General features: G+C 60.3%; 31 protein-coding genes. 17 read left to right on the forward strand and 14 right to left on the reverse strand.

Annotated elements, in window-relative coordinates:
• Positions 1-121: 121 nt before the first annotated feature.
• From FFR93_RS23785 to FFR93_RS23830, 10 genes are all read left to right on the forward strand, one after another.
• On the forward strand, positions 122-271 hold the full coding sequence (locus tag FFR93_RS23785) for a DUF3563 family protein (protein ID WP_064706756.1): 150 nt from the start codon (positions 122-124) through the stop codon (positions 269-271).
• A gap of 154 nt (positions 272-425) precedes the next feature.
• A complete protein-coding gene (locus tag FFR93_RS23790; RefSeq protein WP_138395011.1) occupies positions 426-1,016 on the forward strand; it encodes a DUF2062 domain-containing protein in 591 nt (196 codons plus the stop codon).
• 37 nt (positions 1,017-1,053) lie between these two features.
• A complete protein-coding gene (acpS, locus tag FFR93_RS23795; RefSeq protein ID WP_064711132.1) occupies positions 1,054-1,458 on the forward strand; it encodes a holo-ACP synthase in 405 nt (134 codons plus the stop codon).
• 114 nt (positions 1,459-1,572) lie between these two features.
• Positions 1,573-2,316 (forward strand): signal peptidase I, encoded by a 744-nt coding sequence (gene lepB, locus FFR93_RS23800; RefSeq protein ID WP_064706759.1) that lies wholly within the window; start codon positions 1,573-1,575, stop codon positions 2,314-2,316.
• Entirely contained in the window at positions 2,313-3,032 is a 720-nt protein-coding gene (rnc, locus tag FFR93_RS23805) for a ribonuclease III (RefSeq protein WP_064706760.1), read from the forward strand. The genes lepB and rnc overlap by 4 nt, the downstream gene beginning before the upstream one ends.
• A gap of 7 nt (positions 3,033-3,039) precedes the next feature.
• Positions 3,040-3,981, forward strand: coding sequence for a GTPase Era (gene era, locus FFR93_RS23810; RefSeq protein WP_064706761.1), 942 nt, complete (start codon positions 3,040-3,042; stop codon positions 3,979-3,981).
• Positions 3,982-4,128: 147 nt separating this feature from the next.
• On the forward strand, positions 4,129-4,881 hold the full coding sequence (locus FFR93_RS23815; protein WP_064707057.1) for a Crp/Fnr family transcriptional regulator: 753 nt from the start codon (positions 4,129-4,131) through the stop codon (positions 4,879-4,881).
• 102 nt (positions 4,882-4,983) lie between these two features.
• Entirely contained in the window at positions 4,984-5,469 is a 486-nt protein-coding gene (locus FFR93_RS23820) for a response regulator (protein WP_138395012.1), read from the forward strand.
• Positions 5,470-5,619: 150 nt separating this feature from the next.
• Entirely contained in the window at positions 5,620-6,390 is a 771-nt protein-coding gene (gene recO / locus FFR93_RS23825) for a DNA repair protein RecO (RefSeq protein WP_138395013.1), read from the forward strand.
• 99 nt (positions 6,391-6,489) lie between these two features.
• Positions 6,490-7,485, forward strand: a complete 996-nt coding sequence (locus tag FFR93_RS23830) for an aldo/keto reductase (RefSeq protein ID WP_138395014.1) — start codon at positions 6,490-6,492, stop codon at positions 7,483-7,485.
• A 39-nt stretch (positions 7,486-7,524) separates the two neighbouring features.
• On the opposite strand, the gene FFR93_RS23835 is transcribed toward FFR93_RS23830, so the two are convergent.
• The 3 genes from FFR93_RS23835 to FFR93_RS23850 form a co-directional block, all read right to left on the reverse strand.
• A complete protein-coding gene (locus FFR93_RS23835) occupies positions 7,525-8,382 on the reverse strand; it encodes an MOSC domain-containing protein (RefSeq protein ID WP_138395015.1) in 858 nt (285 codons plus the stop codon).
• A gap of 127 nt (positions 8,383-8,509) precedes the next feature.
• Entirely contained in the window at positions 8,510-9,154 is a 645-nt protein-coding gene (locus FFR93_RS23840; RefSeq protein WP_138395016.1) for an HD domain-containing protein, read from the reverse strand.
• A 248-nt stretch (positions 9,155-9,402) separates the two neighbouring features.
• Positions 9,403-11,307, reverse strand: coding sequence for an EAL domain-containing protein (locus FFR93_RS23850; protein ID WP_138395018.1), 1,905 nt, complete (start codon positions 11,305-11,307; stop codon positions 9,403-9,405).
• 410 nt (positions 11,308-11,717) lie between these two features.
• Between FFR93_RS23850 and FFR93_RS23855 the strand changes: the two genes are divergently transcribed.
• Together FFR93_RS23855 and FFR93_RS23865 are read left to right on the forward strand one after the other, a co-directional pair.
• The gene (locus FFR93_RS23855) at positions 11,718-12,056 is read left to right on the forward strand and encodes a hypothetical protein (RefSeq protein WP_064706766.1); all 339 of its coding nucleotides are present in this window, start codon (positions 11,718-11,720) and stop codon (positions 12,054-12,056) included.
• Positions 12,057-12,177: 121 nt separating this feature from the next.
• Positions 12,178-12,693, forward strand: a complete 516-nt coding sequence (locus FFR93_RS23865) for a superoxide dismutase family protein (RefSeq protein WP_064711135.1) — start codon at positions 12,178-12,180, stop codon at positions 12,691-12,693.
• 30 nt (positions 12,694-12,723) lie between these two features.
• Here the strand turns inward: FFR93_RS23865 and FFR93_RS23870 are convergent, their stop codons facing one another.
• The 8 genes from FFR93_RS23870 to FFR93_RS23905 all read right to left on the reverse strand — a co-directional run bounded on the left by FFR93_RS23870 (position 12,724) and on the right by FFR93_RS23905 (position 17,759).
• The gene (locus FFR93_RS23870; RefSeq protein ID WP_138395020.1) at positions 12,724-13,608 is read right to left on the reverse strand and encodes a mechanosensitive ion channel domain-containing protein; all 885 of its coding nucleotides are present in this window, start codon (positions 13,606-13,608) and stop codon (positions 12,724-12,726) included.
• 57 nt (positions 13,609-13,665) lie between these two features.
• Positions 13,666-14,196, reverse strand: coding sequence for a tyrosine phosphatase family protein (locus FFR93_RS23875; protein ID WP_138395021.1), 531 nt, complete (start codon positions 14,194-14,196; stop codon positions 13,666-13,668).
• Complete coding sequence (locus FFR93_RS23880) at positions 14,193-14,765, reverse strand: HD family hydrolase (RefSeq protein WP_138395164.1); 573 nt, start codon at positions 14,763-14,765, stop codon at positions 14,193-14,195. The genes FFR93_RS23875 and FFR93_RS23880 overlap by 4 nt, the downstream gene beginning before the upstream one ends.
• Before the next feature lie 29 nt (positions 14,766-14,794).
• Positions 14,795-15,640, reverse strand: a complete 846-nt coding sequence (locus FFR93_RS23885; RefSeq protein WP_064706770.1) for a folate-binding protein YgfZ — start codon at positions 15,638-15,640, stop codon at positions 14,795-14,797.
• A 94-nt stretch (positions 15,641-15,734) separates the two neighbouring features.
• Positions 15,735-16,487: a hypothetical protein gene (locus tag FFR93_RS23890; RefSeq protein WP_138395022.1), complete on the reverse strand. Its 753-nt coding sequence runs from the start codon at positions 16,485-16,487 to the stop codon at positions 15,735-15,737.
• 18 nt (positions 16,488-16,505) lie between these two features.
• The gene (locus FFR93_RS23895; RefSeq protein WP_020920882.1) at positions 16,506-16,763 is read right to left on the reverse strand and encodes a hypothetical protein; all 258 of its coding nucleotides are present in this window, start codon (positions 16,761-16,763) and stop codon (positions 16,506-16,508) included.
• Between the two features lie 103 nt (positions 16,764-16,866).
• Positions 16,867-17,283, reverse strand: coding sequence for a TIGR02301 family protein (locus FFR93_RS23900; protein WP_138395165.1), 417 nt, complete (start codon positions 17,281-17,283; stop codon positions 16,867-16,869).
• Between the two features lie 59 nt (positions 17,284-17,342).
• Positions 17,343-17,759 (reverse strand): NUDIX domain-containing protein, encoded by a 417-nt coding sequence (locus tag FFR93_RS23905; protein ID WP_064711138.1) that lies wholly within the window; start codon positions 17,757-17,759, stop codon positions 17,343-17,345.
• Positions 17,760-17,943: 184 nt separating this feature from the next.
• On the opposite strand from FFR93_RS23905, the gene FFR93_RS23910 reads away from it, so the two are divergent.
• A complete protein-coding gene (locus FFR93_RS23910; RefSeq protein WP_064707061.1) occupies positions 17,944-18,264 on the forward strand; it encodes a YnfA family protein in 321 nt (106 codons plus the stop codon).
• 64 nt (positions 18,265-18,328) lie between these two features.
• The gene (locus FFR93_RS23915) at positions 18,329-19,093 is read left to right on the forward strand and encodes an SOS response-associated peptidase (RefSeq protein WP_138395023.1); all 765 of its coding nucleotides are present in this window, start codon (positions 18,329-18,331) and stop codon (positions 19,091-19,093) included.
• Between the two features lie 101 nt (positions 19,094-19,194).
• Here FFR93_RS23915 and FFR93_RS41005 read toward each other — a convergent pair whose 3' ends face one another.
• The 3 genes from FFR93_RS41005 to FFR93_RS23925 form a co-directional block, all read right to left on the reverse strand.
• Positions 19,195-19,341, reverse strand: a complete 147-nt coding sequence (locus FFR93_RS41005; protein ID WP_167358955.1) for a hypothetical protein — start codon at positions 19,339-19,341, stop codon at positions 19,195-19,197.
• Between the two features lie 282 nt (positions 19,342-19,623).
• Positions 19,624-20,469 (reverse strand): CDP-diacylglycerol--serine O-phosphatidyltransferase, encoded by an 846-nt coding sequence (pssA, locus tag FFR93_RS23920; RefSeq protein ID WP_138395024.1) that lies wholly within the window; start codon positions 20,467-20,469, stop codon positions 19,624-19,626.
• Positions 20,470-20,524: 55 nt separating this feature from the next.
• Positions 20,525-21,316: a phosphatidylserine decarboxylase gene (locus FFR93_RS23925; protein ID WP_280950617.1), complete on the reverse strand. Its 792-nt coding sequence runs from the start codon at positions 21,314-21,316 to the stop codon at positions 20,525-20,527.
• Positions 21,317-21,593: 277 nt separating this feature from the next.
• Between FFR93_RS23925 and FFR93_RS23930 the strand changes: the two genes are divergently transcribed.
• The 3 genes from FFR93_RS23930 to FFR93_RS23940 are packed head-to-tail and all read left to right on the forward strand — an operon-like array spanning position 21,594 to position 22,921.
• Positions 21,594-21,908 (forward strand): metalloregulator ArsR/SmtB family transcription factor, encoded by a 315-nt coding sequence (locus FFR93_RS23930; RefSeq protein ID WP_064706777.1) that lies wholly within the window; start codon positions 21,594-21,596, stop codon positions 21,906-21,908.
• Positions 21,905-22,264, forward strand: coding sequence for an SRPBCC domain-containing protein (locus FFR93_RS23935; RefSeq protein WP_138395025.1), 360 nt, complete (start codon positions 21,905-21,907; stop codon positions 22,262-22,264). The genes FFR93_RS23930 and FFR93_RS23935 overlap by 4 nt, the downstream gene beginning before the upstream one ends.
• 45 nt (positions 22,265-22,309) lie before the next feature.
• A complete protein-coding gene (locus FFR93_RS23940; protein WP_064711140.1) occupies positions 22,310-22,921 on the forward strand; it encodes an ATP-dependent Clp protease proteolytic subunit in 612 nt (203 codons plus the stop codon).
• Positions 22,922-23,040 lie beyond the last annotated feature (119 nt).

Raw genomic sequence — 23,040 nt, forward strand, 5'->3', positions numbered from 1 at the left:
AGCAATAAGGCAAGGAATGCATTGCGCGCATAGCTGTGTCCATGTTGCGGCGGTGGTAATTAACTCTTGGCAGGACTATCTTCTGGTCATCAAAAACGTAAACAGAAGATGAGACAAGGTAATGTTTGATCCAATCAGGAAAATCGCTCGCGCCTTTCGCGCTCCGACCACACAGGAACGTGAAATGGCCTATCTGAACGGCTCGCTCGATCGTATCGATCTCGAGTTTCGTCAGCGCCAGGTCGATCGCGGCCTGTTCCGCAATCGCTGATACTGCCTTTTTACTTGGTCGAGTGAGGGACGTTACGTGTAACGAGCGCCCCTCGGTATGAAGTGCTCCTTTGCGAGATTGGCCAGCGAGCTGTTTCGGGCGGTATAATTTGCCGCTCTTGTCATGGTCCTGTGCGCTGCACTAAATAGCGGCCATGTTGTTTCGCCGTCGCAAGCCCGCGGGCTTCAGGGAAAAGATGCGGGAGCTTCTATGGCCCCGAAAAGGTTTCCTTCGCCCCATTCGTTACCTGACAATGCGCATCCTGCGCCTGAGCGCTTCGCCGCATGCGGTTGCGGCCGGCGTCGCCGCGGGCGTCTTCGTCTCGTGGACGCCGTTCGTCGGCGTGCATTTCGTCATGGCTTTCGTCATCACCTATTTCCTCTCCGGCAACATGGTGGCCGCGGCTCTCGGCTGCGCCGCCTTCGGGAATCCGCTGACCTATCCTTTCATCTGGGGTGTCACCTGGGAGATCGGCCATCTGTTGTTGAGCCGTGAGGATCATTTGGCCGGTCAGGCTGTGGATCTCGCCGCGCTCTTTCATAAGCTGAACTTCACGGAATTATGGAGGCCGGTGCTGGAGCCGATGCTGATCGGCGCCATTCCGCCGGCGATCGTGACCTCCGTTGCGCTCTATGCGTTGACGTTCTACACCGTCAAAAGTTTTCAGACGCGCCGGCGCACGCGGCTGATGGAGCGGGCGCGCCTGCGCCCGGCAAGCCCGGCGAGCGACATGGCGAGCGCATGAGCCGGTGCAGAATTCTTAAGCGACGGAAGGTTTCGGCATGATCATCGGCATTGGCAGCGATCTGATCGACATTCGTCGCGTCGAGAAATCGATCGAGCGCTTCGGCGAGCGCTTCACCCATCGCTGCTTCACCGAGACCGAGCGTGCCCGTTCAGACCGCCGGGCAAACCGCGCTGCATCCTATGCCAAGCGTTTCGCCGCCAAGGAGGCCTGTTCCAAGGCGCTCGGCACCGGCATGGCCCAGGGTGTCTTCTGGAAGGACATGGGCGTCGTCAATCTGCCGAGCGGCAAGCCGACCATGCAGCTGACCGGTTCCGCCGCCGTGCTCCTCGAATCGATGCTGCCCGCGGGCCATAGAGCCGCCATTCATTTGACAATAACCGATGATTATCCCTTGGCGCAGGCATTCGTTATCATCGAGGCGTTGCCCGAGAACCCCTGATCGCGACCTCTCGTCGCTTTTGATGTTGTCGCCATTGCCGCAACCAGCCGAAGCCGCTAGAGAGAACGGTAGAAAGAATTGCGCCTTTACGGCGTCTTAAAGGAATAAGACTGCGTGTCCGAAAAAGTCGAAACCAAGCCGAACGCCCTTTGGGAAAATATCAAGGTCATCATTCAGGCGCTGATTTTGGCGATGGTGATTCGAACCGTGCTGTTCCAGCCCTTTACCATTCCGTCGGGCTCGATGATGCCGACGCTGCTCGTCGGCGATTATATCTTCGTCAATAAGTTCGCCTACGGCTATTCGAAATATTCGCTGCCCTTCTCGCCTGATATCTTCAGCGGCCGCATCTTCAGCTCCGAGCCGAAGCGCGGCGATATCGTGGTCTTCCGTTTCCCGCCAAATCCTGATGTTGATTACATCAAGCGCTGCATCGGCCTGCCCGGCGACCGTATCCAGGTCACGGACGGCGTCCTTTATGTCAACGGCAAGCCGGTTCCGAAGGTGGCGGATGGCAGCTTCACTTCGGATTACAAGCTCGATCCGGGCAAGGACGTGCCGGTGTTCCGAGAAACGCTGGATAGCGGCAAGACCTACGACACGCTCGACCAGTCTCCGGTTTCGCGCGGCGATAACACCCGCGAATTCATCGTGCCGGAAGGCCATTATTTCATGATGGGCGACAACCGCGACAACTCGCTCGACAGCCGCTTCGACGTCGGCTTCGTGCCGGCTGAAAATCTTGTCGGCCGCGCCAGCGTCATCTTCTTCTCGCTCGGAAACGACACGTCTTTCCGCGAAATCTGGAAGTGGCCGACGAACATGCGCTGGGATCGCCTCTTCAAGGTTGTTGAATGAGCAAGGCGCAGACGCTTTCTGCGGCGGACCGCGCAAAGCTTGAAAGCCTGATCGGCCATGACTTCGCCGAAAAGGCACGCCTGGACCGCGCGCTGACCCACGCCAGCGCCCGCACGGAAAAAGGCGGCAATTACGAACGGCTGGAGTTTCTCGGCGACAGGGTCCTCGGGCTCTGCATCGCCGAGCTTCTATTCCGCACCTTCGGCACGGCGGGGGAGGGTGAGCTCTCCGTTCGCCTCAACCAGCTTGTCAGCGCCGAAACCTGTGCCGCGGTCGCCGACGAACTCAATCTCCACCTTTATATCCGCACCGGCGCCGATGTGAAGAAGTTGACCGGCAAGCGCATGATGAATGTGCGCGCCGATGTCGTCGAGAGCCTGATCGCCGCGATCTATCTCGATGGCGGTCTCGAAGTCGCCCGTAGGTTCATCCTGCGTTATTGGCAGGGCAGGGCGGTGCGGGCGGACGGCGCCAAGCGAGACGCCAAGACCGAGTTGCAGGAATGGTCACACGCAAAATTCGGCGTCACGCCGATCTATCGGGTTGATGAACGCAGCGGACCGGATCATGATCCCCGTTTCAAAGTGACGGTGGAAGTCGCTGGCATAAAGCCGGAAACCGGCGTAGAGCGGTCGAAGCGTGCCGCCGAACAGGTCGCGGCGACCAAGATGCTCGAGCGCGAAGGCATTTGGCAGCAGTCGCCTGCCGGAAATTGACGGGACAATGACACAAGAAGAAGATATCGCGGCCGAAGCTGCTGCAGAAACCCATGGTCCGACGCATTCGGGCTTCGTCGCGCTTATTGGGCCGACCAATGCCGGCAAATCGACGCTGGTCAATCGCCTTGTCGGCGCCAAGGTCTCGATCGTGAGCCACAAGGTGCAGACGACGCGCGCGATCGTCCGCGGTATTGCCATCCATGACAACGCCCAGATCGTATTCATGGACACTCCCGGCATCTTCAAGCCGCGCCGCCGGCTCGACCGCGCCATGGTGACCTCGGCGTGGGGCGGCGCCAAGGACGCCGATCTGATCATGCTCCTGATCGACAGCGAGCGCGGCTTGCGCGGTGATGCTGAAGCTATCCTTGAGGGCCTCAAGGAAGTCCAGCAGCCGAAAATCCTGGTGCTCAACAAGATCGACCGCGTGAACCGGGAGGATCTGCTGGCGCTGGCCGCCGCCGCCAATGAAAAGATTGCTTTCGAACGCACCTTCATGATCTCAGCCGAAAACGGTTCCGGCTGCGACGACGTCATGGACTATCTGGCCAGCACCTTGCCGGAGGGGCCGTGGTACTATCCGGAAGATCAGATCTCCGATCTCCCTATGCGCCAGCTTGCCGCCGAGATTACCCGCGAAAAGCTGTTTCTGCGCCTGCACCAGGAGCTTCCCTATTCCTCGCATGTCGAAACGGAAAAGTGGGAGGAGCGCAAGGACGGCTCGGTTCGTATCGAGCAGGTGATCTATGTCGAGCGTGACAGCCAGAAGAAGATCGCCCTCGGCAAAGGCGGTGAAACCATCAAGGCGATCTCGACGGCCGCCCGCAAGGAATTGTCGGAGATTTTGGAGCAGCCGGTTCATCTCTTCCTCTTCGTAAAGGTTCGAGAAAACTGGGGCGATGATCCCGAGCGTTTCCGAGAAATGGGCCTCGAATTCCCTAAATAGGGATGGCAACGATTTTATCGGGCAGCGTCCAGCCCTTTGTTTCGTAGGAAAAAATCCGTTTCGTTGCGGAACGAAATCCGGGCTCTGCGCATTCCCTGGTCGGCGACGCGTCAGACGGGCCGTCGTTTGCGCGACCGCAGGGCAGGCATGGCTACGTCGAAACGCATCTATTCTTTCAAGACCCCTTGCGAGCTATGTCCCTTGCGGCCTCTGCCGCATTTCAGGGAGTTCAGCCGTGACGAACTGGAATTCGTTTCGCGTTTCAAGCGAGGCGAACTTGCCGTCGACGCCGGCTCCACCATTCTTGTCGAAGGCGCCCACAGCGCTCATCTTTTCACCGTGCTTTCGGGTTGGGGCTTCCGCTACAAAATGCTCGAGGACGGGCGCCGCCAGATTCTCAATTACATCATGCCGGGTGACCTGATCGGCCTGCAGGGAACGATCGCCGGCGAGATGCAGCATTCGATCGAAGCGCTTTCACCCGTTTCCCTTTGCGTTTTCGAGCGTGACCGATTGATGACGCTCTACAACAAACATGCTTCGCTCGCCTTCGACATCACCTGGATCGCCGCCCGGGAAGAGCGGATACTGGATGAGCATCTCCTGAGCGTCGGCCGCCGCACCGCATTGGAAAGAGCCGCTTATCTGATCGCTTTCCTGTATGAGCGCGGCAGGAAGCTTGATCTCTTCAACGGCCGCAAATTCATCCCCATCACTCAACAGCACATCGCCGACACTCTCGGTCTTTCCATCGTTCACACCAATAAGACACTGAGAAAACTCGGAGAACGCGGTCTGATCCGCTGGCAGGAGCGCGGCTGCGAAGTTCAAAACGGTGAGGAGTTAATGGCAATCGCCGGCTGGGAAGGGCTTGGAGAGGGCAAGCGTCCTTTCATTTAGCCAATCGGTCTATGTCTTTTTTAAATGCAGTTTAGCATCCGGAAAAATAAGGTCGGTCGTCATCTTTCCTCCGATTTTGATTCTTATCGACCGGGCAGAAAAATGGTTTATTCAGAACTGGTGGCGGAATTCACCGATAGCGTGCCATGCGGGGCACCGGAGGGCAATGATGTTGGCGATACGGCCGAGGCGCTGCGACAAGCGCGCGACGAGGGGCAGGGAATCATGAACGCACTCCGTGTTTTGGTTCTCGAGGACAGTCTGATCATAGCGATGGAGGCGGAGGATATCCTGCGCCTCGCGGGTGTTGACAGTATCGATATTGTTGGCAGTCTCGATCAGGCAAGAGCCGCCATTGCTGCGGAAAGATATGATTTCGCCCTTCTCGACATCAATCTCGGCGAGGGCATGAGCTTCGGGTTTGCCCGCCATCTTCTCGATGCCGGCATCCCCTTCGGTTTTGTCAGCGGCTATTCCGATATACGGGACTTCCCGTGCGACCTTCAGCACATACCGCTGTTGGTTAAGCCATTCGATGAAAAGGCGATGCGCGACTTCCTGCAGAGGCTTCTGCCTGCTGCGGCATGACTCCCCCCTGATTGAAGCTGGATCTGCTTGAGAGCGTAGTCCTGCGCGCAAAGACCTTATCGCTTTGAAACTGCGGAAATCCTTCGGGAAGTCGATTCCGGTTATCCGACTTATGCGTTAGGATGGGCCAAGCGGCCGAAGGGACTTTCTATGCAGTGGCAGGACCATGCAATCATTCTGGGCGTCAAACGCCACGGAGAGACGAGCGTCATTGCCGAGGTGATGACGCGTGATCGCGGCCGTCACCTTGGCTTGGTGCGGTCCGGCCGTTCGCGCGGCATGCAGCCGGTGCTGCAGCCGGGCAATGCCGTTGAAGTCGTCTGGCGCGCCCGGCTTGACGAACATCTCGGCGAATTCCGCGTCGAGCCGGTGACGCTGCGCGCCGCCCGCCTGATGGAAACCGCGACCGCCGTCTACGGCGTGCAGGCGATGGGCGCTCTGCTGCGGCTGCTGCCGGAGCGCGACCCGCATCCGCACCTCTTCGACGCGCTGGAGGTGATCCTCGATCACCTGCATAATCCGGCCGATGCCGGCGAGCTTTTCGTACGCTTCGAGCTGGCGGTGCTGAACGATCTCGGCTTCGGTCTCGATCTTGCCGAATGCGCGGCGACCGGCGCTCGCTCGGATCTCGCCTATGTCTCGCCGAAATCCGGCCGCGCCGTGAGCCGCAGCGCCGGTGCACCGTGGGCCGACAAGATGCTGATCCTGCCGCCCTTCCTTGGTTTCGAAGGCAACCAGGCGGCGGACTTCGACAGCCTTGCAGCCGCGTTCCGTCTGACGGAATTCTTCCTGCATCGCCACGTTTACGAACCGCGCGGCATGGAGGCTGCAGCAGCGCGTGACGGCTTTGTCCAGGCTGCACTCAGGGCGCTTGATCCAGCTTTGCGGACGCTTTCCGGTCCAAACGGCGTCTCCGCCTGACCCCGTTTTTTACGGCTGCAAAACATCCTCCGGATTTGGCGGTTTACCCGCCGATGAGCCGCACCTATTTCTTGAAAAATGCCAATCAAGGAGGAGCTCATGCTGACCAGGACCGCATCACCGGCGATGATCACGCTCTGGAACGGCCGCGAAATTCCGCGCCTCGGCATGGGATGTTGGGCAATCGGCGGCCCTTTCTTCGCCGGTGACACGCCGCTCGGCTGGGGCGAAGTCGACGACAATGAATCCGTCGAGGCGATCCATCGCGCCATCGCACTCGGCATCCGCTTCTTCGACACTGCCTCGAATTACGGCGCCGGCCATTCGGAGGAGGTTCTCGGCCGGGCGGTGGGCAATCGTGACGACATCATCGTCGCCACCAAATTCGGCTTCGCGACCGACCCGGCGACGAAACAGGCAACCGGCGCCTTCGCCGATGAGGCTTTTATTCGCCGCTCGGTCGAGACGTCGCTGCGCCGTCTCAAGCGCGATCGCCTTGATCTCCTGCAGTTTCACCTCAATGATTTTCCGCTGGAACAGTCGGATGCCGTCTTCGATACGCTGGAGGCGCTACGCGCCGAAGGCAAGATCGACGCATTCGGCTGGAGCACCGATTTCCCCGATCGGGCCGCCCGGCACGCCGGCCGCAACGGCTTTGTCTCGGTCCAGCATACGATGAACGTCTTCGAGCCGGTGCCGGAAATGATCGCGGTCATCGAGCAAAATCGCTTGATATCGATCAATCGCGGTCCCCTGGCCATGGGGCTGCTCACTGGCAAGTTCAGCGCCGACAAGGCAGTGGGCGCCAAGGATGTCCGCGGCGCGGCGCTCGACTGGATGGTCTATTTCAAAGACGGGCGAATGGCTCCGGAATTTGCCGCAAGGCTCGATGCGGTCCGCGGTCTCCTGACGTCGGGCGGCCGCACGCTGACGCAGGGGGCGCTTGCGTGGCTCCTGGCGCGGTCGCCGCGCACCTTCCCCATTCCGGGCTTCCGCACAGTCGCCCAGGTCGAGGAAAATGCCGGCGCGCTTGATAAGGGACCATTGCCGGCCGAAGTCATGGCCGCGATCGATGCCGCACTTGCTCGCGAATAAGGGGGGATGCATCCCTCATTGCCCGCGCGGCGCCGCCGGTCAGGCCCGCGCGCGAACCTTCAGTGCCCAGCCTTCCGGCCGCTCTTCAAGAATCTTGACGGTGTCACCTATTGTGATCCGTCCGCTGCCGCGCGGCGTGACGTTCCAGCCGAAGAGCGGCCCGGGCACACGCCGATCGGCAGACATGCGGATGCGGCCCATGGCCGGCATTGGGTTCGGCCCCTCGCGGGAACCGGTGAGCTGGTCCTGCGTCGTCATGATGCAGCGGGAGCAGGGTTTAACGAGATCAAAACGGACGCCGGCGATTTCGATCGCCGCCCAGTGGTCCTCCGGCCAGGCCTCTTCGGTGTCGATGACGATGTTCGGACGGAATCTTTCCATGCCGACGCTACCTTCGCCATGCGCGGTGAGATCGGCATTCAGCGCCTTCAACGAACCCGTCGTCGTTACCAGGATCTGGTAGCCGTCGGTAAAGGTGACCGGCGTGCCTTCGCCGGCCCATTCGGCATTCGCCGTCCGCCGTGCCTGCCCGTCGAAGAAGACCAGCCGCACCTCGCGGCCAAGCCATTCGGAAAGCTGCCCGTTGCTGTGGGGGTCGGCGACGGCAGCACAGACGGTCGATTTCCATACGGTCACATCCATACGGCTCTCTGGCCGAGGCGGGGGCACCGACAGTTCGGGCTTTCCTTCCATCAGCAGACGAAAGGTGCCGGTTTCCGGTCGGATCTCGATGCGCGCGAGATCCGGCAGTTCGCGCTGGGTGATGAAGTAACCCTGCGGGTCGGTGATCATCGCCCGCCGGTCGCCGGCAAGCCCATAGGCGTCGATCTCGGCGGCAGGCAAAGCAATGCCGCGGGCGCTCTTGAGCGGGTAGATGAAGAGGTCGCTGATATGCATGCCGTTCTCCCGGATATCGTTTCCTGAAGCGCATCGCGATCTTTCAGATTCGCTTGGCGCGCTTTAAGCCCTTGTTGTTACGCATGTCGTTATCGCAAATCCGCTGCACACTTTTGCGCGACATGCTCTAGATCTCGTCCATGAAGGCCGAGAGGAAATCGCGCAGGCTCTTGTCGCGCGCGGCCGCAATCCGGCGGCCGGTCTCGGTCTGGAATCCTTCCGCCAGCTTGAACAGCTTTGTCTGGAAGTGGTCAATGGCATAACGCTTGTCGTCGAGCGAACGGTTCTTGGCGGCAGGGTCGAGCGGGTCGTAGAGACCTGAACCCATTCGTCCGCCGATATAAAAGCAGCGTGCGACCCCGATCATACCGATCGCGTCCAGCCGGTCGGCGTCCTGCAGGATCTTCGCCTCGAGCGTCTGCGGCGCCACTCCGGCGGAGAAACTATGGGCGGTGATGGCGTGGGCCGCGGCCTCGATATCGGCGTTGCTCCAGCCGAGTTCGGTTAGAATCGCCGATGCCTTTTCTGCCGCCAAGGCCGACGCTTTTGCCCGCAAGGGGGAATTCTTTTCGACGGCGACGCAGTCGTGCAGCAGCACGGCGGCGGCAAGGACCCGCCCATCTCCGCCTTCTCCCGCGTGGATCCGCATGGCGTTCCTGAAGACGCGCAGGATATGGGCAAGATCGTGCGAACCGTCGTCGCCCTCTGCCGCGTGTGCGATCAACGCCGCTGCGAGCGTTTCATGAGGGGAGAAGGCTTCGGCCTCGAACATTGCGCCACCTCTTGTTGGAAAAAATTGTCGATAGAGCACCAGCCGAAAGCGAAGCCAGCTTTCGGAAAGCGACGCGGCTGCGAGGATCTGCGGATCTCGAAGCCGGTTGTAACGGCTTGGCGGGCGAGTCGCAATCGAGGCGGTGTTGGAGCATGTCGCGCAAAAGTGTGCAGCGGTTTTGCGATGACGGCATGCGAAAAATCAAAGGCCTAAAGCGTGGCGAGCGCATCTGAAAGATCGCGAGCGCTTTAGTGCTGGAACGCCGGAAACGCTGTTGCGCCGTTACCCTTCGGCGGCAGGGAGAGAAGGTGGGGCACGTCACGGACCGGACGCGGTGGGCTGATGTGATATCCCTGGATCTCGTCGCATTCCTCGCATTCGAGCAACGTCAGCTGGGCGGCCGTCTCGACGCCTTCGACGGTGACGCGCATGCCGAGCGCGTCGCCGAGCAGGATGATTGCGCGCATGATCGCATGCGCTTCCTTGTTGTCGACGATGTCGTTGACGAAGGATTTGTCGATCTTGATCTTGTCGAAGGGAAAGCTCGAGAGATAGCTCAGCGAGGAATATCCGGTACCGAAATCGTCCATCGAGATGCGGATGCCGCGCTCCTTCAGCGCATGCAGGATCGGCAGCACCTCGTTGAGGTTCTCCATCAAGACGCTCTCGGTGATTTCGAGTTCGAGCCGCGAAGGCGACAGCGCGGCGGCGGCAAGCGCTTGGCTGACGTCCTGTGTCAGATCGCTGCTGCGGAACTGGATCGCCGAAACGTTGACCGCGACCTTGATGCTCTCCGGCCACTGGGCAGCATCCCTGCAGGCCTGGCGCAAAACCCAGCGCCCGATATCGACGACGAGTCCGACCTCCTCGGCAAGCGGAATGAAATCCATCGGCGGCACGCGGCCTCGGACCGGATGGTTCCAGCGGAGCAATGCTTCGAAACCGCAGATCCGCCGCTCGGCAAGATCGTAGAGCGGCTGGTAATGCAGTTCGAACTCCTCGTTCTCGACGGCGGCTCGAAGATCTGCCTCCAGCGCATGGCGCAACTGCATCTGCGCTTCCATCTCGCCGGTGAAGAAGCGCTCGCGCTTGCGCCCGTCCGCCTTGGCATGCGACAGCGCCACGCCTGCATTTTTCAGAAGAATATCGGTTTCCTCGCCGTTCTCCGGAGCGATTGCAATACCCATGGAGACGCTGAGCTCCACCTGTTTTTCGCCGTTCAGGAATGGCTCCGAAAGCTGGCGGCGGATCTGCTCGGCCAGCGCCGCCGCGTTCCACGGCTGCTGCCTACCCGTCTGCAGGATGGCGAACTCGTCCGAGCCAAGGCGCGCTAGCGTGTTTTCTGGGCCGGCCGAGACCCGGATCCGGTCCGCGACCTGTTGCAGGATCTTGTCGCCGACCGAAACGCCGATCGTGTTGTTGATCGATTTGAACCGGTCGAGATTGAGATGGACGAGGGCTATCTGCTCGTGCGGCTTGCGCTCGGCGAGCGCCGCATCGATCTGCTCGCGGAAATACATTCGATTGGGAAGATCGGTCAGGGGATCGTGATGGGCGAGATAGGTGATGCGCTCGGCCGCCTTTCGATCCTCGGTGATATCGGCATGGATGGCGATGCTGCTGCCGTCGGAGAGGATGGTGACGACGCTTTGAACGATGCGGCCATCATGCATCAGCCATTCGCGCCGGCGGATGCTGCTGCTTCCCGCCTTGGCTAGGGAAGGACGTGCTGTCTGCCGGACGGATCTGGAGGCATTGCTTTCCTTGCCGCGCATTTTGCCGATGAGTTCGGCGATCGTCGCGCCCGCAGCGATATCTTCCGGCGTCAGGCCGAAGAGTTGAGGGAAGCGGACGTTGTAAAGCGTCAGCCGCTGGCTGGCGTCGAAGACGCTGAGACCGAGCGGCAGGTTGTTCAGAACAATCTCGAAAAGTTTCTTCTGTCCGTCGAACGCCTGACTGAGGGCCGACAGGTTCCCTCTCAGTGTCTGATTTTCCCTTAGAAGGGCTTCTGCGCTTCTCTCGATTGCCTCATTATCGCTTTCATGGCTGCGATAGGTCGCGATCACCAGCTCCATCAGACGCTGCGCGTCAATTGATCCATCGGCCATGACAGCCTCTGTGCATTGCCGCCAGAAGAGCGCTTCAGCCTTCATGGGAAACATCTTGGCTCGCCATGGGAAAAGCCGCCCGCGTCTGAGGGACGTGCCTCAAAATGTCAGACATGAAAACCTTTCTGAGAAAAACCATTGAGATCAATATTTACGAGGCAACGCCTGATGACACTATTTTGGAGCGGGCGGATTAATATTCGGTTGCAGTGCAGCAGAGGTGCACGTCGTCAGACGGTTGTTTTCTATATTGAAAATGACTGAGATAACGGGCCGGGCAACGATGGATAGCTGGTCCGAGTGCGCTGCGGTAATTTCGGTCAACCATTGTTAATGAGAAGTTAACAACTTATTGACGCACCGCGCAAATCAGTTTAACCACCGAGTCAACAGTTCTTTCCCACCTCGTATTGCGTACAAACACCACCGGCAAAAGGCGGTGAATGGAGGTTTGTATGACCCGCACCACATCCGTTTCAGACACTTCATATGCCTATCTCGCGACGCTTTCGCGGCTCGATTTAAACGGCGATGGCGTGCTGAGCCGCGGCGAACGTGCCGCCGATGAGAAACCGGGCATCATCAAGGAACTTCTGGAAGAAGACGTAGGCAGCGAGGCGCAGCCCAGATTTTCCGGCAGCCTGATTGCGCTGATGATGGATACGCACGACAGCAGCACGACAAGCAGTATCGCCGTACCCTATCCGTTGCAGCAGGCTGCGCCCACGAGCGGCAGTCAATCCGACGATCTATACCGCAACACCTACGGCCAGTTTGATTTCGAAGCCGCCTGACGTCTCGATGCACGTGATCTGCAAGCCGGCGGTTGGCCGGCTTTTTTCGTTGGATGGTCCGCAGAGGAACACCTTCCGGACTGATACGTTCAGAAGGACAACCGGACGGAAGGAGATCTCCATGAAAGCCAAGCGCATCATCGCCGCCCTGAGCCTGCTGGCGATTGCCTTGCCGGCTAGCGCTCAGGACAAGCAGACGGCGGTCGCCAATTTCGTCGGCGAGGACGGCAAGGAAAATGGCCGCGCCCAATTGACGGCCGCCGCCAGTGGCGGCGTCCTGATCGAAGTGGAGATATCGGGGCTGCCGGCGAATAGATGGGTGGCCTTTCACGTTCATGAAACCGGCCGCTGCGATGCGGCGACCCATCACGAATCGGCAGGCGGCCATTTCAACCCAGGCTCGACAGAGCATGGCGTCCTTGCCGCCAAGGGGCCGCATGCCGGAGACATGCCCAATCAATATGTCGGACAAGACGGCGTGCTCAGAGCCCAGATCTTCGACGGCATGGTTACGCTCGACGGCAAGAAAGATGGCATTCGCGGCCGCGCCCTAATGGTTCACGCCAATTCGGATGATTATCGCAGCCAGCCTTCCGGTGACGCCGGGGAAAGACTTGCCTGCGGCGTGGTCCAATAGGTCGAGGACCGCCCCAGACGCTGCAATGTTTCACTGCCGTGTCGATTTTTCGGCCGTCGCAGTGCCGTTGGACCTTGTTCCCGGCGCGGAATTTGAAGCGTCCCGCATAGGGACCGGGTCGCTCTTTTCGTCGAAAGCAAGTTTTACCCGCTTCACCATGTCGCGGCTGACCTGCCACCAATCACCAGTCTTTGCCCAATAGCGCAGCGTTAGCGATATCGTGCTGTCACCGAGGCTCTCGATGAAAACGCTGGGTGCGGGTGATGACAGCACCCTCTGGTTGCCTTTGGCAATGCCCACCAACGTCTCCATCGCCAGATCGAGGTCATCCTCACGCGAAATGCTGATTTTCAGGTCGTTCTGCCGCGTAGGTTCGCGGCTGAAGTTGGTAATCGGCGTGTTCCAGAGCGTCGAATTCGGTGCCAGCCGGTAGAGGCCGTCACCGGTTCTGAGTTCCGTTGCAAACAACCCAATCTCGCGCACCGTGCCGCTTACGCTGCTGGTCTCGATATACTCGCCGACGCGGAACGGCCTGAGGATCAAGAGCATGATGCCGGCCGCGATATTCTGCAGCGTCCCTTGCAGCGCCAGCCCGATGGCCAAGCCGGCTGCACCAAGAGCGGCGATGATCGAGGCGGTCTGGACGCCGAACTGGCCGAGCACAGTGATGAACACCAGGATCAGCAGTGCATAGCGCACCACATTGGTGAAGAAGCGAGCCAGGGTCTCGTCAATGCCATGGATGCGCGACAATCCCTCATAGGCCCAGCGGCTGATAAAGCCTGCCAGCGTCCAGCCGATGACGAGCAGGATCAAAGCCCCGAGGATGGAGAAGGAATATTGGACTGCAAGCGCGCTTGCCTGGCTGAGTGCCGTGCGGGTGGCGAGGAAGACGTCGGCTGCTTGTTGTTCCATGATCAGGCCTTCAGGTTGTGCGTGGTCGAGGCCAAGATGGAGCGGTCGGCGGCAGCGTCAACCGCAGACGGCGTCCCCTATTGCAAGCAGGAAGGGCGCATTGCCGTCGGCATCGGCGCCACGGCCGATTGCCCGTACGGCCGCAACCAATCGGCCGCCGCGGCCGAGCGATGTGTCGCCGATCTCGATCAGCCGGGCATTCGGCGTTGCGAAAGGTGAAGCGGCGCGTAACCGACGGGCAAGCCCTTCCTCGTCCTGATCCGGCGCGATCGACAGTGCGGCGATGAGTGCGGCGGCCGGCGATCGCGATACGCCCATCCAGCAATGGATGAGCAGCGGCGTCTCCTTCCGCCATGATGCGGCAAATTCGATGATCGCCTGCACATGTGTTTCGTCGGGCGCCAGGAGACTGCCTGTGCCCTTGAATGCAATATCGTTCATGGAAAGCTTCAGATGGCGGTCGGGCGCGATCACACTTGGCCGGTGAAAGGCCTGGTCTTTGGCAATCAGGCTGATCATGTCGCGCGCCTTGTGGCGCACAGCCATTTCGGCAATACGTGAGAGCGGCGAGACGACGATAAAACTCACAACACCATTCCTCGCTCGGCCTCGATCGCTGCAAAGCGCTCGCAGAACAACCGCTGTGCTTCCAGTGCCGGCAAAGGCTCGATCATCAGCATCTCCTTGCTGATGCCGCGCGGCTGGCCGAAGAATTTCTGCGCCTCGGCCGGCGTGAAGCCGGCAAGTACCGTCGCTTCGAAATAGGCGGCGATCGTATCGGCCTTCTTGATCCGGTCCTTGAGATCGCGCGATGGGTGAGGCGGGAGGCCGAAGCGCAGGTGCACGGCGGCCTCCAGCCGCATTTCCACGGCCTTATAGCCGCCGCCGACCACCGATTTGAACGGCGAGATCATGTCGCCGATCACATATTCAGGCGCGTCATGGAGCAGCGCCATCAGACATTCCTCCGGCCGCGCATCGTTAAAACGGCGGAAAATATCTTCGACGACGAGGCTGTGCTGCGCTACCGAAAAAGCGTGATCGCCTGATGTCTGGCCGTTCCAGCGGGCCACACGCGCGAGCCCATGGGCGATATCGACGAGTTCGACATCGAGCGGCGAGGGGTCGAGCAGGTCGAGCCTGCGCCCGGACAGCATGCGTTGCCAGGCTCGCGGAGCTTTGGCCGTCACGCGCTGGCCTCGTCCGCGCTGGTGGGGAAGACAAGGCCGGACCATTCGGGAAGGGCAAGAGAAACCGGCGTTTGGCCGGCCAGCAGCGGCGTGCCTTCCGCAATCGCAGCACCGGCACGGTCGATTCGCACGATTGCAAGCCCGCTGTCACCCTCAACCGAGCCGAGTGCCCCCACAACCTTTCCGGCGGCTGTGATCTCCGTGCCGGCGTCAGGCAAGGCCGTCGCGGCGGATACCGTGACGACGCGCCGGCGGGCGGTGCCGCGGTGCTGCATGCGCGAGACGACCTCCTGGCCGACATAACAGCCTTTCTTGAAGGAGAGGCCGCCGTTCAGATCCATCAGCACGTCATGCGGGAAGGCGTCCTGCAGGGCGAAGTCCGATCCAGACGTGACGATACCATGGCGGATGCGCAGCGCATCGTAGAGCGATGGCGCGTCATCGCCGTACTTTCCTGACCGGCGGCTCAGCGTGACGCCCGCCTTGGCGAAGCGGCTATCTCGGGCACCCCCGATGCGGTCGGCATCCTCGCCCCAGCAAACGGTAATGCCATTCTCAGCGAGGGGCGCAAGCACGACGGCGGCCCGCAGCTTGTACATCGCAAGTCGCTTCGCCAACCCGTCTCGCTCACCGGCGTCGGTTTCGATGAGGTAGCCGTCTCCGTCCGGCCAGACCATGAAGTCGAACAGGATCTTGCCCTGCGGCGTCAGCAGTGCTCCCGGGCGCGCCTCGTCGGGGCCAAGCGAAATGATATCGGTTGTGATCAGGTTCTGCAGGAAGGATTGGGCGTCCGCACCGCCGACGGAGAGCAAGGAGCGGTCTTTGAGGAATACGGCTGGCATGGCGGAACCTGTCGCGTTGGTCGTCGCTCAGAGGTATGACTTCGTGAGGTAGATCGCAAGCGTCATGCGATATGCGGAAGGTGCAGCGAGGCGGTCAGTCGCCCGCGGTAAAGAACTTCCATTTGCCGTCTGGTGTAATGCCGAGGCGGTAGAAATTATATCCACCGAATTCCTGCATGTCGGCAAGGTCGCCGGCGGTCACGATGCGCAGCAGCTCGACTCGCTCCGGCGGCGTCAGCGACTTCAGGTCCTTCTCGGCAAAATAGGGCCAGACATACATGTCTTCGGCTGTGCCCTGGCCGACATGGACGAAACCGGTCGACATGATGTCGAGCATTATGGCGAGAATTTCGTTCCCATCGGGATCGCCGGAAAGATCCTTCAGGGTGCTGATAGGATCGTCGGTCGCCTCGCCCACCGTCACCTGCGTCTGGTCTGAGCCGGTGCCGATCAGGGGCCGCAAACGTTCGAGATCGCCGGAGGCGGCGGCCTCAACGATCTGCTGGCGCATTTTGCGTACCGGCTCGGGCGCCTTGCTGATGTCGTAAATCACCTCGACCGGCTTGGATGCGTCCTGGGCTCCCGGAGTCTTGTCGACGCCCTGACCGTTCTGGCTATTGACCAGCGGATCGGCCATGGGAACGCCGGGAGTCGTGCCCTGGGGCTGGTTCTGCCCCTGAGCGTTTCCCTGTGGGGGCGCCTCGCCGGCAGCTTGGCCGGGGATCTTGTGGAGTTCCGAAAGCGCGTAGGCGGAGGGCACGAGGAAAACGCTGCCGGCCGCTAGGCTGAACGCAAGCAGCACCGGCGCGAGCCGAATTCGCGAAACTTTCTCTTTACCGATGCGCATCGAACTCTCTGATAGTAATTACTGCAGGGTGCGGTTGGCGGAGAATTCGCCGGCAAGCATACGGTCGCGCAGCGAATCGAGCAGAGCTTCGGCGCTGTTTTCCCCGTGCAATCTGATGGTTTCGCGCAGGGCATGCGCGATGGCGGCATCAGCGATGATCTCAGGCTCGATCCCGTCGGCCATGCCGTCGGCCCAAGCCTCGTTCTGGTACTCCAGAGCCGCCTGCATCTTTTCGTGGACGATCATGTCGTCGATGTCGTTGAGGCTTGCTTCCATTGTCTTTTCCTCAGAACTTCTCATGTCTTACTGCACCGTTAATAACACTAACAGCCTTTTCCCAAAACGACACGTCCGCATGCGAAAACAGGTTAATTAAACGTCAATTTCCAAAGCGCGAGGTAATTTCTGTGGCGAGTGTTGCACCTTCGTTACGGTAGCGCTCTTCTGCCACGATGGCCGCAGGGGTGCAATCCGTATAGACAGAGGCGAAGGCGCGATAGCCGCGATTGAAAGCGGCGGTCAGCCTTTCCTTGCGCTGCGGTTCGTTGCCTGCCTCCGAATCGAGCAGTTGCTTCATGCCTTCTCGCCACTCATCACCGCCCGGTGCCTTGCAGAGCGTTCTCAGATAATGCACCGAACCCAGCACTTCGGCGAGCCGCGCCAGCTTGTCGTCATAGGGCACGGTCGCGACCGGCGGCGCAATCTCCTCCTGCGGAGGCGGCGTATTCTTGCCCTGAGCCATGGTGGGGCCGGCAAGCACGAGCAAGGACAGGACAACGCGTCGAACGGGAATCATGGCTTTCAGTTGATACGTTGAGCGTGACGGCAACAAGGCGCGCGTCAAAGTTTCCACTTCTATTCACCGCCCGCCAGCTGTTCCGCGCATTCAAGCACGCTTTGCGGCACAGGCAGCCGCCGGATTTCCTCTACCGTATACCAGCCAAGCGCCGCGGCATCGTCGGCGGCTTCCGCCACCATTTCCCGGTCGGCGTCGACGCGAAAGACCGACAGGAAGAAATGGTTCTTGATACTGCCATCCGGCCCATGCGTCTTGAGGTCATAGGTCGAAAACAGCCGCGGATTATGCGCCGAGATGCCGGTTTCTTCGCGAAACTCCCGCAGTGCCGTCTGCTCCGGCGTTTCGCCCGGCTCGGCGCGCCCGCCGGGAAAGGCATACATATCGGCGGAGGGCGGGTTGCGTCGCAACACGAGAAGGAATCGCCCGTCACGTTCGAGAATGGCGGAGGAGGCGGCTTTGGCGGTGGAGCTCATATCGCTGCTGCTCTTGTTGTGACTGCCTATTGGATCCGGCGGGCTGATTACCGCAGCCGTGGCTGTGGGCCGCCTCAATTTTCGTGTGGGATAGCTCCCGAGACAAGCCGAAAAAGCTGCGCAGCGGTTCCCGCGATAACGACATTTGTGCAACAAGGAGCCAGCTTATGCGAAAGGGCTTTGCGTGACCTATATCATTTACGCCTTTGCCGCCGTTTTCGAGATCGCCGGCTGCTTCGCCTTCTGGGCCTGGCTGAAGCTCGATAAGCCTATCTGGTGGCTGGTGCCCGGGATGACCTCGCTCGCGCTTTTCGCGTGGCTTCTGACGCTGGTGCCGAGCGAGGCCGCGGGCCGAACCTTCGCAGCCTATGGCGGCATCTATATCATCGCTTCGCTCTCCTGGCTGTGGCTGGTCGAAGGCCGCGTTCCCGATCGTTATGATATCAGTGGCGGATTGATCTGCCTTGCCGGGGCAAGCGTCATCCTCTTTCCGCCGCGCGGCTGAACACGCGACGCAAAAGCGTGTGGTGCGCCTTGACCGGACTCAGGCCGGGTGCAAAGACAGGCCGATGTGTGGACGTTTCGCCCTGACAAGTTCCAGCGCCGACCTGCGCAACATCTTCTCCGGTGTCGATTTCGACGATTTTCCGGCGCGCTACAACATTGCCCCGACGCAGCCGATCCTCGTCGTCATCGCAGGCGAGGGCAGGGAGCGGGGCAGCAACCTGCCCGACCGCCGCGCCGTGCTCGTGCGCTGGGGCTTTACGCCTGGCTGGGTCAAGGATCCGAGGGATTTCCCGCTGCTTATCAATGCGCGCGCCGAGACCGCGATCGGCAAGGCCTCGTTTCGGGCGGCGATGCGTCATCGCCGCGTGCTCATTCCGGCCTCAGGTTTTTATGAATGGCATCGCCCATCCAAGGAGAGCGGCGGGAAACCGCAGGCCTATTGGATCAGGCCGCGCCGGGGCGGTGTCGTCGCCTTCGCCGGGCTGATGGAGACATGGTCCTCGGCCGATGGCTCAGAGGTCGACACCGGTGCGATCCTGACGACCTCAGCCAGTGCGGGTATCTCCGCGATCCACGACCGCATGCCAGTCGTCATCAAGCCCGAGGACTTCTCGCGCTGGCTCGATTGCAAGACGCAGGAGCCGCGCGAGGTGGACGACCTGATGCAGTCTCCTCAGGGCGATTTCTTCGAGGCCATACCGGTTTCAGACAAGGTCAACAAGGTTGCCAATATGGGACCGGACCTGCAGGAGCCGGTCGTCAGCGAAAGAACGCTTCCGGCGCCCGAAAAACAAAGGCCGGACATTGGCCAGCTGAGCTTTTTCTGAATGATATAGGCCACTTCCGGCACGGCGGCCTGGTCGGCTCATCGGCGATGCCGAAAGCCGGAACGTGAAGCACGGACGACTGCTGTTCGAAGTTCGGCGCCTCAAGCGGATTTCTTGACACTGTCCGGCTTGTTCTTTGCCATCAGCGATGCCGCGGCAACGGCCTTCAAGCCGACCGGGCGATAGTTGGCGGCGAGGTCTGGCTTGACCGTCTGCGGTTCGCCCGTACTGTTCTTCTTCGAAGTCACGATACTCTCCTTGCGTGTTGCTTCCCTGGGTATTGTGAATTTTTGCTGTTTGGTCGGAAATAGCGACAAAACGGCGGCGTCGCCTATCAGGATTTATGAACGCCCACCATAATTCGCGAGGCTTAACTGAAGCCTACGTTGGTTAATACTTACTGAAGGGAGCTGTTCCGAAAAAACCGCAGAGCGGTTTGCCCGGGCAAACGCGCAGCGTTCATCCGGCTACAGGTGAGAGCAGGGAGAGAGAAGCATTTCCGGCCAGTTAGGATCCGGAATGCGCGAATGTCAGATGTGCCGGCCGATATCGTCGTCGCCGACGCCAGGTTCCTCGATCGTCAGGGTTCCATATTTCCGCTGCCACTTCCGCGCCCCGAAGGGAAGCGATACGAGATAGGCGGCAACGGTAAAGACCATGACCTCCCAAGTGTAGCTCATCAGCAGAGCCACATAGAGCACGACGCCGAGCATCATCGGCAGCACAAGATCGCGCCGCAGCTTGTTGCCTTCTGATTTGCCCGACCAAACCGGTAGCCGGCTGATTAGCAGGAAGGCAATGGCGACGGTATAGATTGAAGAGAGGTAGGCGAAGGTGCGGTCCGTCGCCAGACCGAGGAAGCCGAGATAGACCGGCAGCAGCACCAGCATGGCGCCGGCAGGCGCCGGCACGCCGACGAAATATTCCGATTGCCAGCTGGCCTTGTTTTCGCGTTCGGCCATCACATTGAAGCGGGCAAGGCGAAGCCCCGCGGCGATCGCATAGATCAAGGCGGCGATCCAGCCGAGCGAACGAGCCTGATCGAGAGCAAAAACATATACGACGAGCGCGGGCGCGACGCCGAAATTGACGATATCGGCAAGCGAATCCATCTGCCCGCCGAATTTCGAGGTCGCCTTCATCAGCCGCGCCACGCGCCCGTCAATCCCGTCGAGGAATGCAGCGAGCAGCACCATAGCGACCGCGAGCTCGTAACGGTTCTCGAAAGCGAGCCGGATGCCGGTCAACCCCGCGCAGATCGCCAGAATGGTGATGAGGTTTGGAAAGACGAGGCGGAAGGGGATCTCGCGCAGGCGCGGACCGCGGGCTGAATCATCCGGCCCGTTTGGCTCGAAAGGCGGAAAGGGTGTTTCCATGTCACTTCCAATCGTTCCTAGAGCAACTTCGCCAAAGGCGCGGTGGTTCCATGCTTTAGCTGCGGCGGCTGATGACGGGGCCCTTGGCCGAGGCGAATTCGGCGATGACCGTCTCCCCGGCAATCGCCGTCTGGCCGAGCGAGACGCGTGGTGCCGCGCCGGCGGGCAGGAACACGTCGAGTCGCGAGCCGAAACGGATCAGTCCGAAGCGTTCGCCGGCGTCCAGCGGCTCGTTGGTGTTTGCCCAGCAGAGGATACGCCGCGCCACCAGGCCGGCAATCTGTACGACACCGATCTGGCCGTGCCGGGTTTCGATCACCAGTCCGTTGCGCTCGTTGTCTTCGCTGGCCTTGTCGAGCTCGGCGTTGACGAAGCTGCCGGAGCGGTAGTTTATGCTGACGATGCGCCCGCGCATCGGCGCCCGGTTCACATGGCAGTTGAAGACGTTCATGAAGACCGAGATGCGCAGCATCGGCTCCGAGCCGAGGTCGAGCTCCGCCGGCGGGGTCACCATCTGGATCGCCGAGACCCTGCCGTCGGCCGGAGAGATCACGAGATCGTCGTCCTGCGGGGTCACCCGCTCGGGATCACGGAAGAAATAGGCGCACCAGAGCGTAAAGATCATACCGATCCAGAAGAGCGGCTCGAAGATCCAGCCAAGGACCAGCGACGCGACGAAGAAGGCGGCGACGAAGGGATAACCCTCCTTGTGCACGGGCACGATCGTGTTGCGAACCGTGTTGAACAGGCTCATGGCTGCCGGTCTCCTTGCTTTTCGTTTTTTGCTGGTTAGCGAAAAACCAGCTCTTGAGCAATGCCGCGGCTCTGGCCCTGGTTCCGACGTCACGGTTCTGAACAACAAAAGCCGGTGACGCTACCCAGTCACCAGCGTAAATGTGGAATCGCTAACGTTTTGACCCCACTTTGACCTTTTAACCGCCGTGGGCCTGATGCGGACATCAGACGATTGCAGAACTCGGTCGCTCGCACACGGATTTTGCGACAAGAATTCCTCTCATTTTTTTGATGGCTGAGGTCAGTCGTTGAACCCGGGATTTCCGCAGCAGCAGAAAGCTTCCTCGAAATAGCTTGCGAATCGCATAAGTGTGTGCTTATGTGTCCGCATGGTTGAGAATGACTTTTTCCGAGCTTTGGCAGACCCGACCCGCCGTGCGATCTTTGAGAAACTGGCGGCAGGGAGCATGAACGCTAGTGCCCTGCGCGAGGGCATGGAGATTAGCCAGCCGGCGATGTCGCAACACCTCGCAGTTCTGCGAAGTGCAAAGCTCGTGAGGGAACAACGACAGGGTCGTTTCGTGAATTACGAAGTCAACCCCGATGGGTTGGCTCTCATCGCCCAGTGGCTCGCAAAATACCGCGCCTATTGGCCGGAGCGTATCGCAGCACTCAAAGTCTTGCTGAAGGACATGGATCAATGAACGAAGGGAAGACCAAGGAGCAGGATAGCGGCGTCGAGTTGGAGTTTGACTTGGGCGATCCACCGCAAAAGGTCTGGCGCGCCGTCACCATTCCCGAACTTCGGGAAAGGTGGTTGCCGAAAGAAGCATTGGCTGATCCCGATGCGATCACCGTCACCCCCGGCCAGGAAGTTCGCTACAAACTGCGTGACGAAAACCCGCCTTTCGTTGAAAGCACCGTGACGTTCACGATCACCCCGAATGCCACTGGCGGCACCTGCCTTCGGATCGTCCACGAACTGACGGACGCAAGATTCGATGGAATGGCAAGAGCGCCGGCCAACAGCAACAGCCCGCTCCTCATGCTCGCCGCCTGACACGGCAAGCCTTCCCCTTAAATTCTGAAAGTCTGGAGGTCGCCGATGCGCGAAGCGATGCAACTCGTCCCTATGGTCATAGAACAGTCCAGCCGCGGGGAGCGATCCTTTGATATCTATTCCCGGCTTCTGCGCGAGCGGATTATCTTCCTCAATGGCGAGGTCAACGATACCGTTTCGGCGCTCGTCTGCGCGCAACTGCTGTTTCTGGAAGCGGAGAACCCCAACAAGCCGATCAACCTCTATATCAATTCGCCGGGCGGCGTCGTGACCAGCGGCCTAGCCATGTACGACACCATGCGCTTCATCCATGCGCCGGTTCATACACTTTGCATGGGGACGGCCCGTTCAATGGGATCGTTCCTGCTGATGGCAGGCGAACCCGGCGAAAGAGCCGCATTGCCCAATGCCAGCATCCTCATCCACCAGCCCTCCGGCGGCTTTCAAGGTCAGGCTTCCGACATGCTGATTCATGCCGAGGAAATTTTAAAGACCAAGCAGCGCATGACGCGGCTCTACGCGGAGCATTGCGGACGTTCCTACGAAGATTTTGAGCGCGGAATGGATCGCGACCGCTTTATGACGGCGGAGGAAGCGCTTGAATGGGGTCTTATAGACCGTATTCTGAAGGTTCGGGAAGACACGATCAGCCTATAAGCCTTGCCGCAAATTTTGATTAAAGCGACACTTGCTTTCTCAATTTCTGCGATGTCACAGAATTGGGGGCGGCCTATGGCCGCGCTTTGGCGCATAGTTGCCATCGTGCTTCAAGGGGA

Source organism: Rhizobium sp. MHM7A (assembly GCF_005862215.1).
Taxonomy (GTDB): Bacteria; Pseudomonadota; Alphaproteobacteria; order Rhizobiales; family Rhizobiaceae; genus Rhizobium; species Rhizobium bangladeshense.

What these genes read in the sequence shown, in the direction of transcription:
- FFR93_RS23785 (WP_064706756.1), top strand. Translation starts at nt 122, where the DNA reads ATGTTTGATCCAATCAGGAAAATCGCTCGCGCCTTTCGCGCTCCGACC.
- FFR93_RS23790 (WP_138395011.1), top strand. Translation starts at nt 426, where the DNA reads ATGTTGTTTCGCCGTCGCAAGCCCGCGGGCTTCAGGGAAAAGATGCGG.
- acpS (WP_064711132.1), top strand. Translation starts at nt 1,054, where the DNA reads ATGATCATCGGCATTGGCAGCGATCTGATCGACATTCGTCGCGTCGAG.
- rnc (WP_064706760.1), top strand. Translation starts at nt 2,313, where the DNA reads ATGAGCAAGGCGCAGACGCTTTCTGCGGCGGACCGCGCAAAGCTTGAA.
- era (WP_064706761.1), top strand. Translation starts at nt 3,040, where the DNA reads ATGACACAAGAAGAAGATATCGCGGCCGAAGCTGCTGCAGAAACCCAT.
- FFR93_RS23815 (WP_064707057.1), top strand. Translation starts at nt 4,129, where the DNA reads ATGGCTACGTCGAAACGCATCTATTCTTTCAAGACCCCTTGCGAGCTA.
- FFR93_RS23820 (WP_138395012.1), top strand. Translation starts at nt 4,984, where the DNA reads ATGGTTTATTCAGAACTGGTGGCGGAATTCACCGATAGCGTGCCATGC.
- recO (WP_138395013.1), top strand. Translation starts at nt 5,620, where the DNA reads ATGCAGTGGCAGGACCATGCAATCATTCTGGGCGTCAAACGCCACGGA.
- FFR93_RS23830 (WP_138395014.1), top strand. Translation starts at nt 6,490, where the DNA reads ATGCTGACCAGGACCGCATCACCGGCGATGATCACGCTCTGGAACGGC.
- FFR93_RS23835 (WP_138395015.1), bottom strand. Translation starts at nt 8,382, where the DNA reads ATGCATATCAGCGACCTCTTCATCTACCCGCTCAAGAGCGCCCGCGGC.
- FFR93_RS23840 (WP_138395016.1), bottom strand. Translation starts at nt 9,154, where the DNA reads ATGTTCGAGGCCGAAGCCTTCTCCCCTCATGAAACGCTCGCAGCGGCG.
- FFR93_RS23850 (WP_138395018.1), bottom strand. Translation starts at nt 11,307, where the DNA reads ATGAAGGCTGAAGCGCTCTTCTGGCGGCAATGCACAGAGGCTGTCATG.
- FFR93_RS23855 (WP_064706766.1), top strand. Translation starts at nt 11,718, where the DNA reads ATGACCCGCACCACATCCGTTTCAGACACTTCATATGCCTATCTCGCG.
- FFR93_RS23865 (WP_064711135.1), top strand. Translation starts at nt 12,178, where the DNA reads ATGAAAGCCAAGCGCATCATCGCCGCCCTGAGCCTGCTGGCGATTGCC.
- FFR93_RS23870 (WP_138395020.1), bottom strand. Translation starts at nt 13,608, where the DNA reads ATGGAACAACAAGCAGCCGACGTCTTCCTCGCCACCCGCACGGCACTC.
- FFR93_RS23880 (WP_138395164.1), bottom strand. Translation starts at nt 14,765, where the DNA reads ATGCTGTCCGGGCGCAGGCTCGACCTGCTCGACCCCTCGCCGCTCGAT.
- FFR93_RS23885 (WP_064706770.1), bottom strand. Translation starts at nt 15,640, where the DNA reads ATGCCAGCCGTATTCCTCAAAGACCGCTCCTTGCTCTCCGTCGGCGGT.
- FFR93_RS23890 (WP_138395022.1), bottom strand. Translation starts at nt 16,487, where the DNA reads ATGCGCATCGGTAAAGAGAAAGTTTCGCGAATTCGGCTCGCGCCGGTG.
- FFR93_RS23895 (WP_020920882.1), bottom strand. Translation starts at nt 16,763, where the DNA reads ATGGAAGCAAGCCTCAACGACATCGACGACATGATCGTCCACGAAAAG.
- FFR93_RS23900 (WP_138395165.1), bottom strand. Translation starts at nt 17,283, where the DNA reads ATGATTCCCGTTCGACGCGTTGTCCTGTCCTTGCTCGTGCTTGCCGGC.
- FFR93_RS23905 (WP_064711138.1), bottom strand. Translation starts at nt 17,759, where the DNA reads ATGAGCTCCACCGCCAAAGCCGCCTCCTCCGCCATTCTCGAACGTGAC.
- FFR93_RS23915 (WP_138395023.1), top strand. Translation starts at nt 18,329, where the DNA reads ATGTGTGGACGTTTCGCCCTGACAAGTTCCAGCGCCGACCTGCGCAAC.
- pssA (WP_138395024.1), bottom strand. Translation starts at nt 20,469, where the DNA reads ATGGAAACACCCTTTCCGCCTTTCGAGCCAAACGGGCCGGATGATTCA.
- FFR93_RS23930 (WP_064706777.1), top strand. Translation starts at nt 21,594, where the DNA reads ATGGTTGAGAATGACTTTTTCCGAGCTTTGGCAGACCCGACCCGCCGT.
- FFR93_RS23935 (WP_138395025.1), top strand. Translation starts at nt 21,905, where the DNA reads ATGAACGAAGGGAAGACCAAGGAGCAGGATAGCGGCGTCGAGTTGGAG.
- FFR93_RS23940 (WP_064711140.1), top strand. Translation starts at nt 22,310, where the DNA reads ATGCGCGAAGCGATGCAACTCGTCCCTATGGTCATAGAACAGTCCAGC.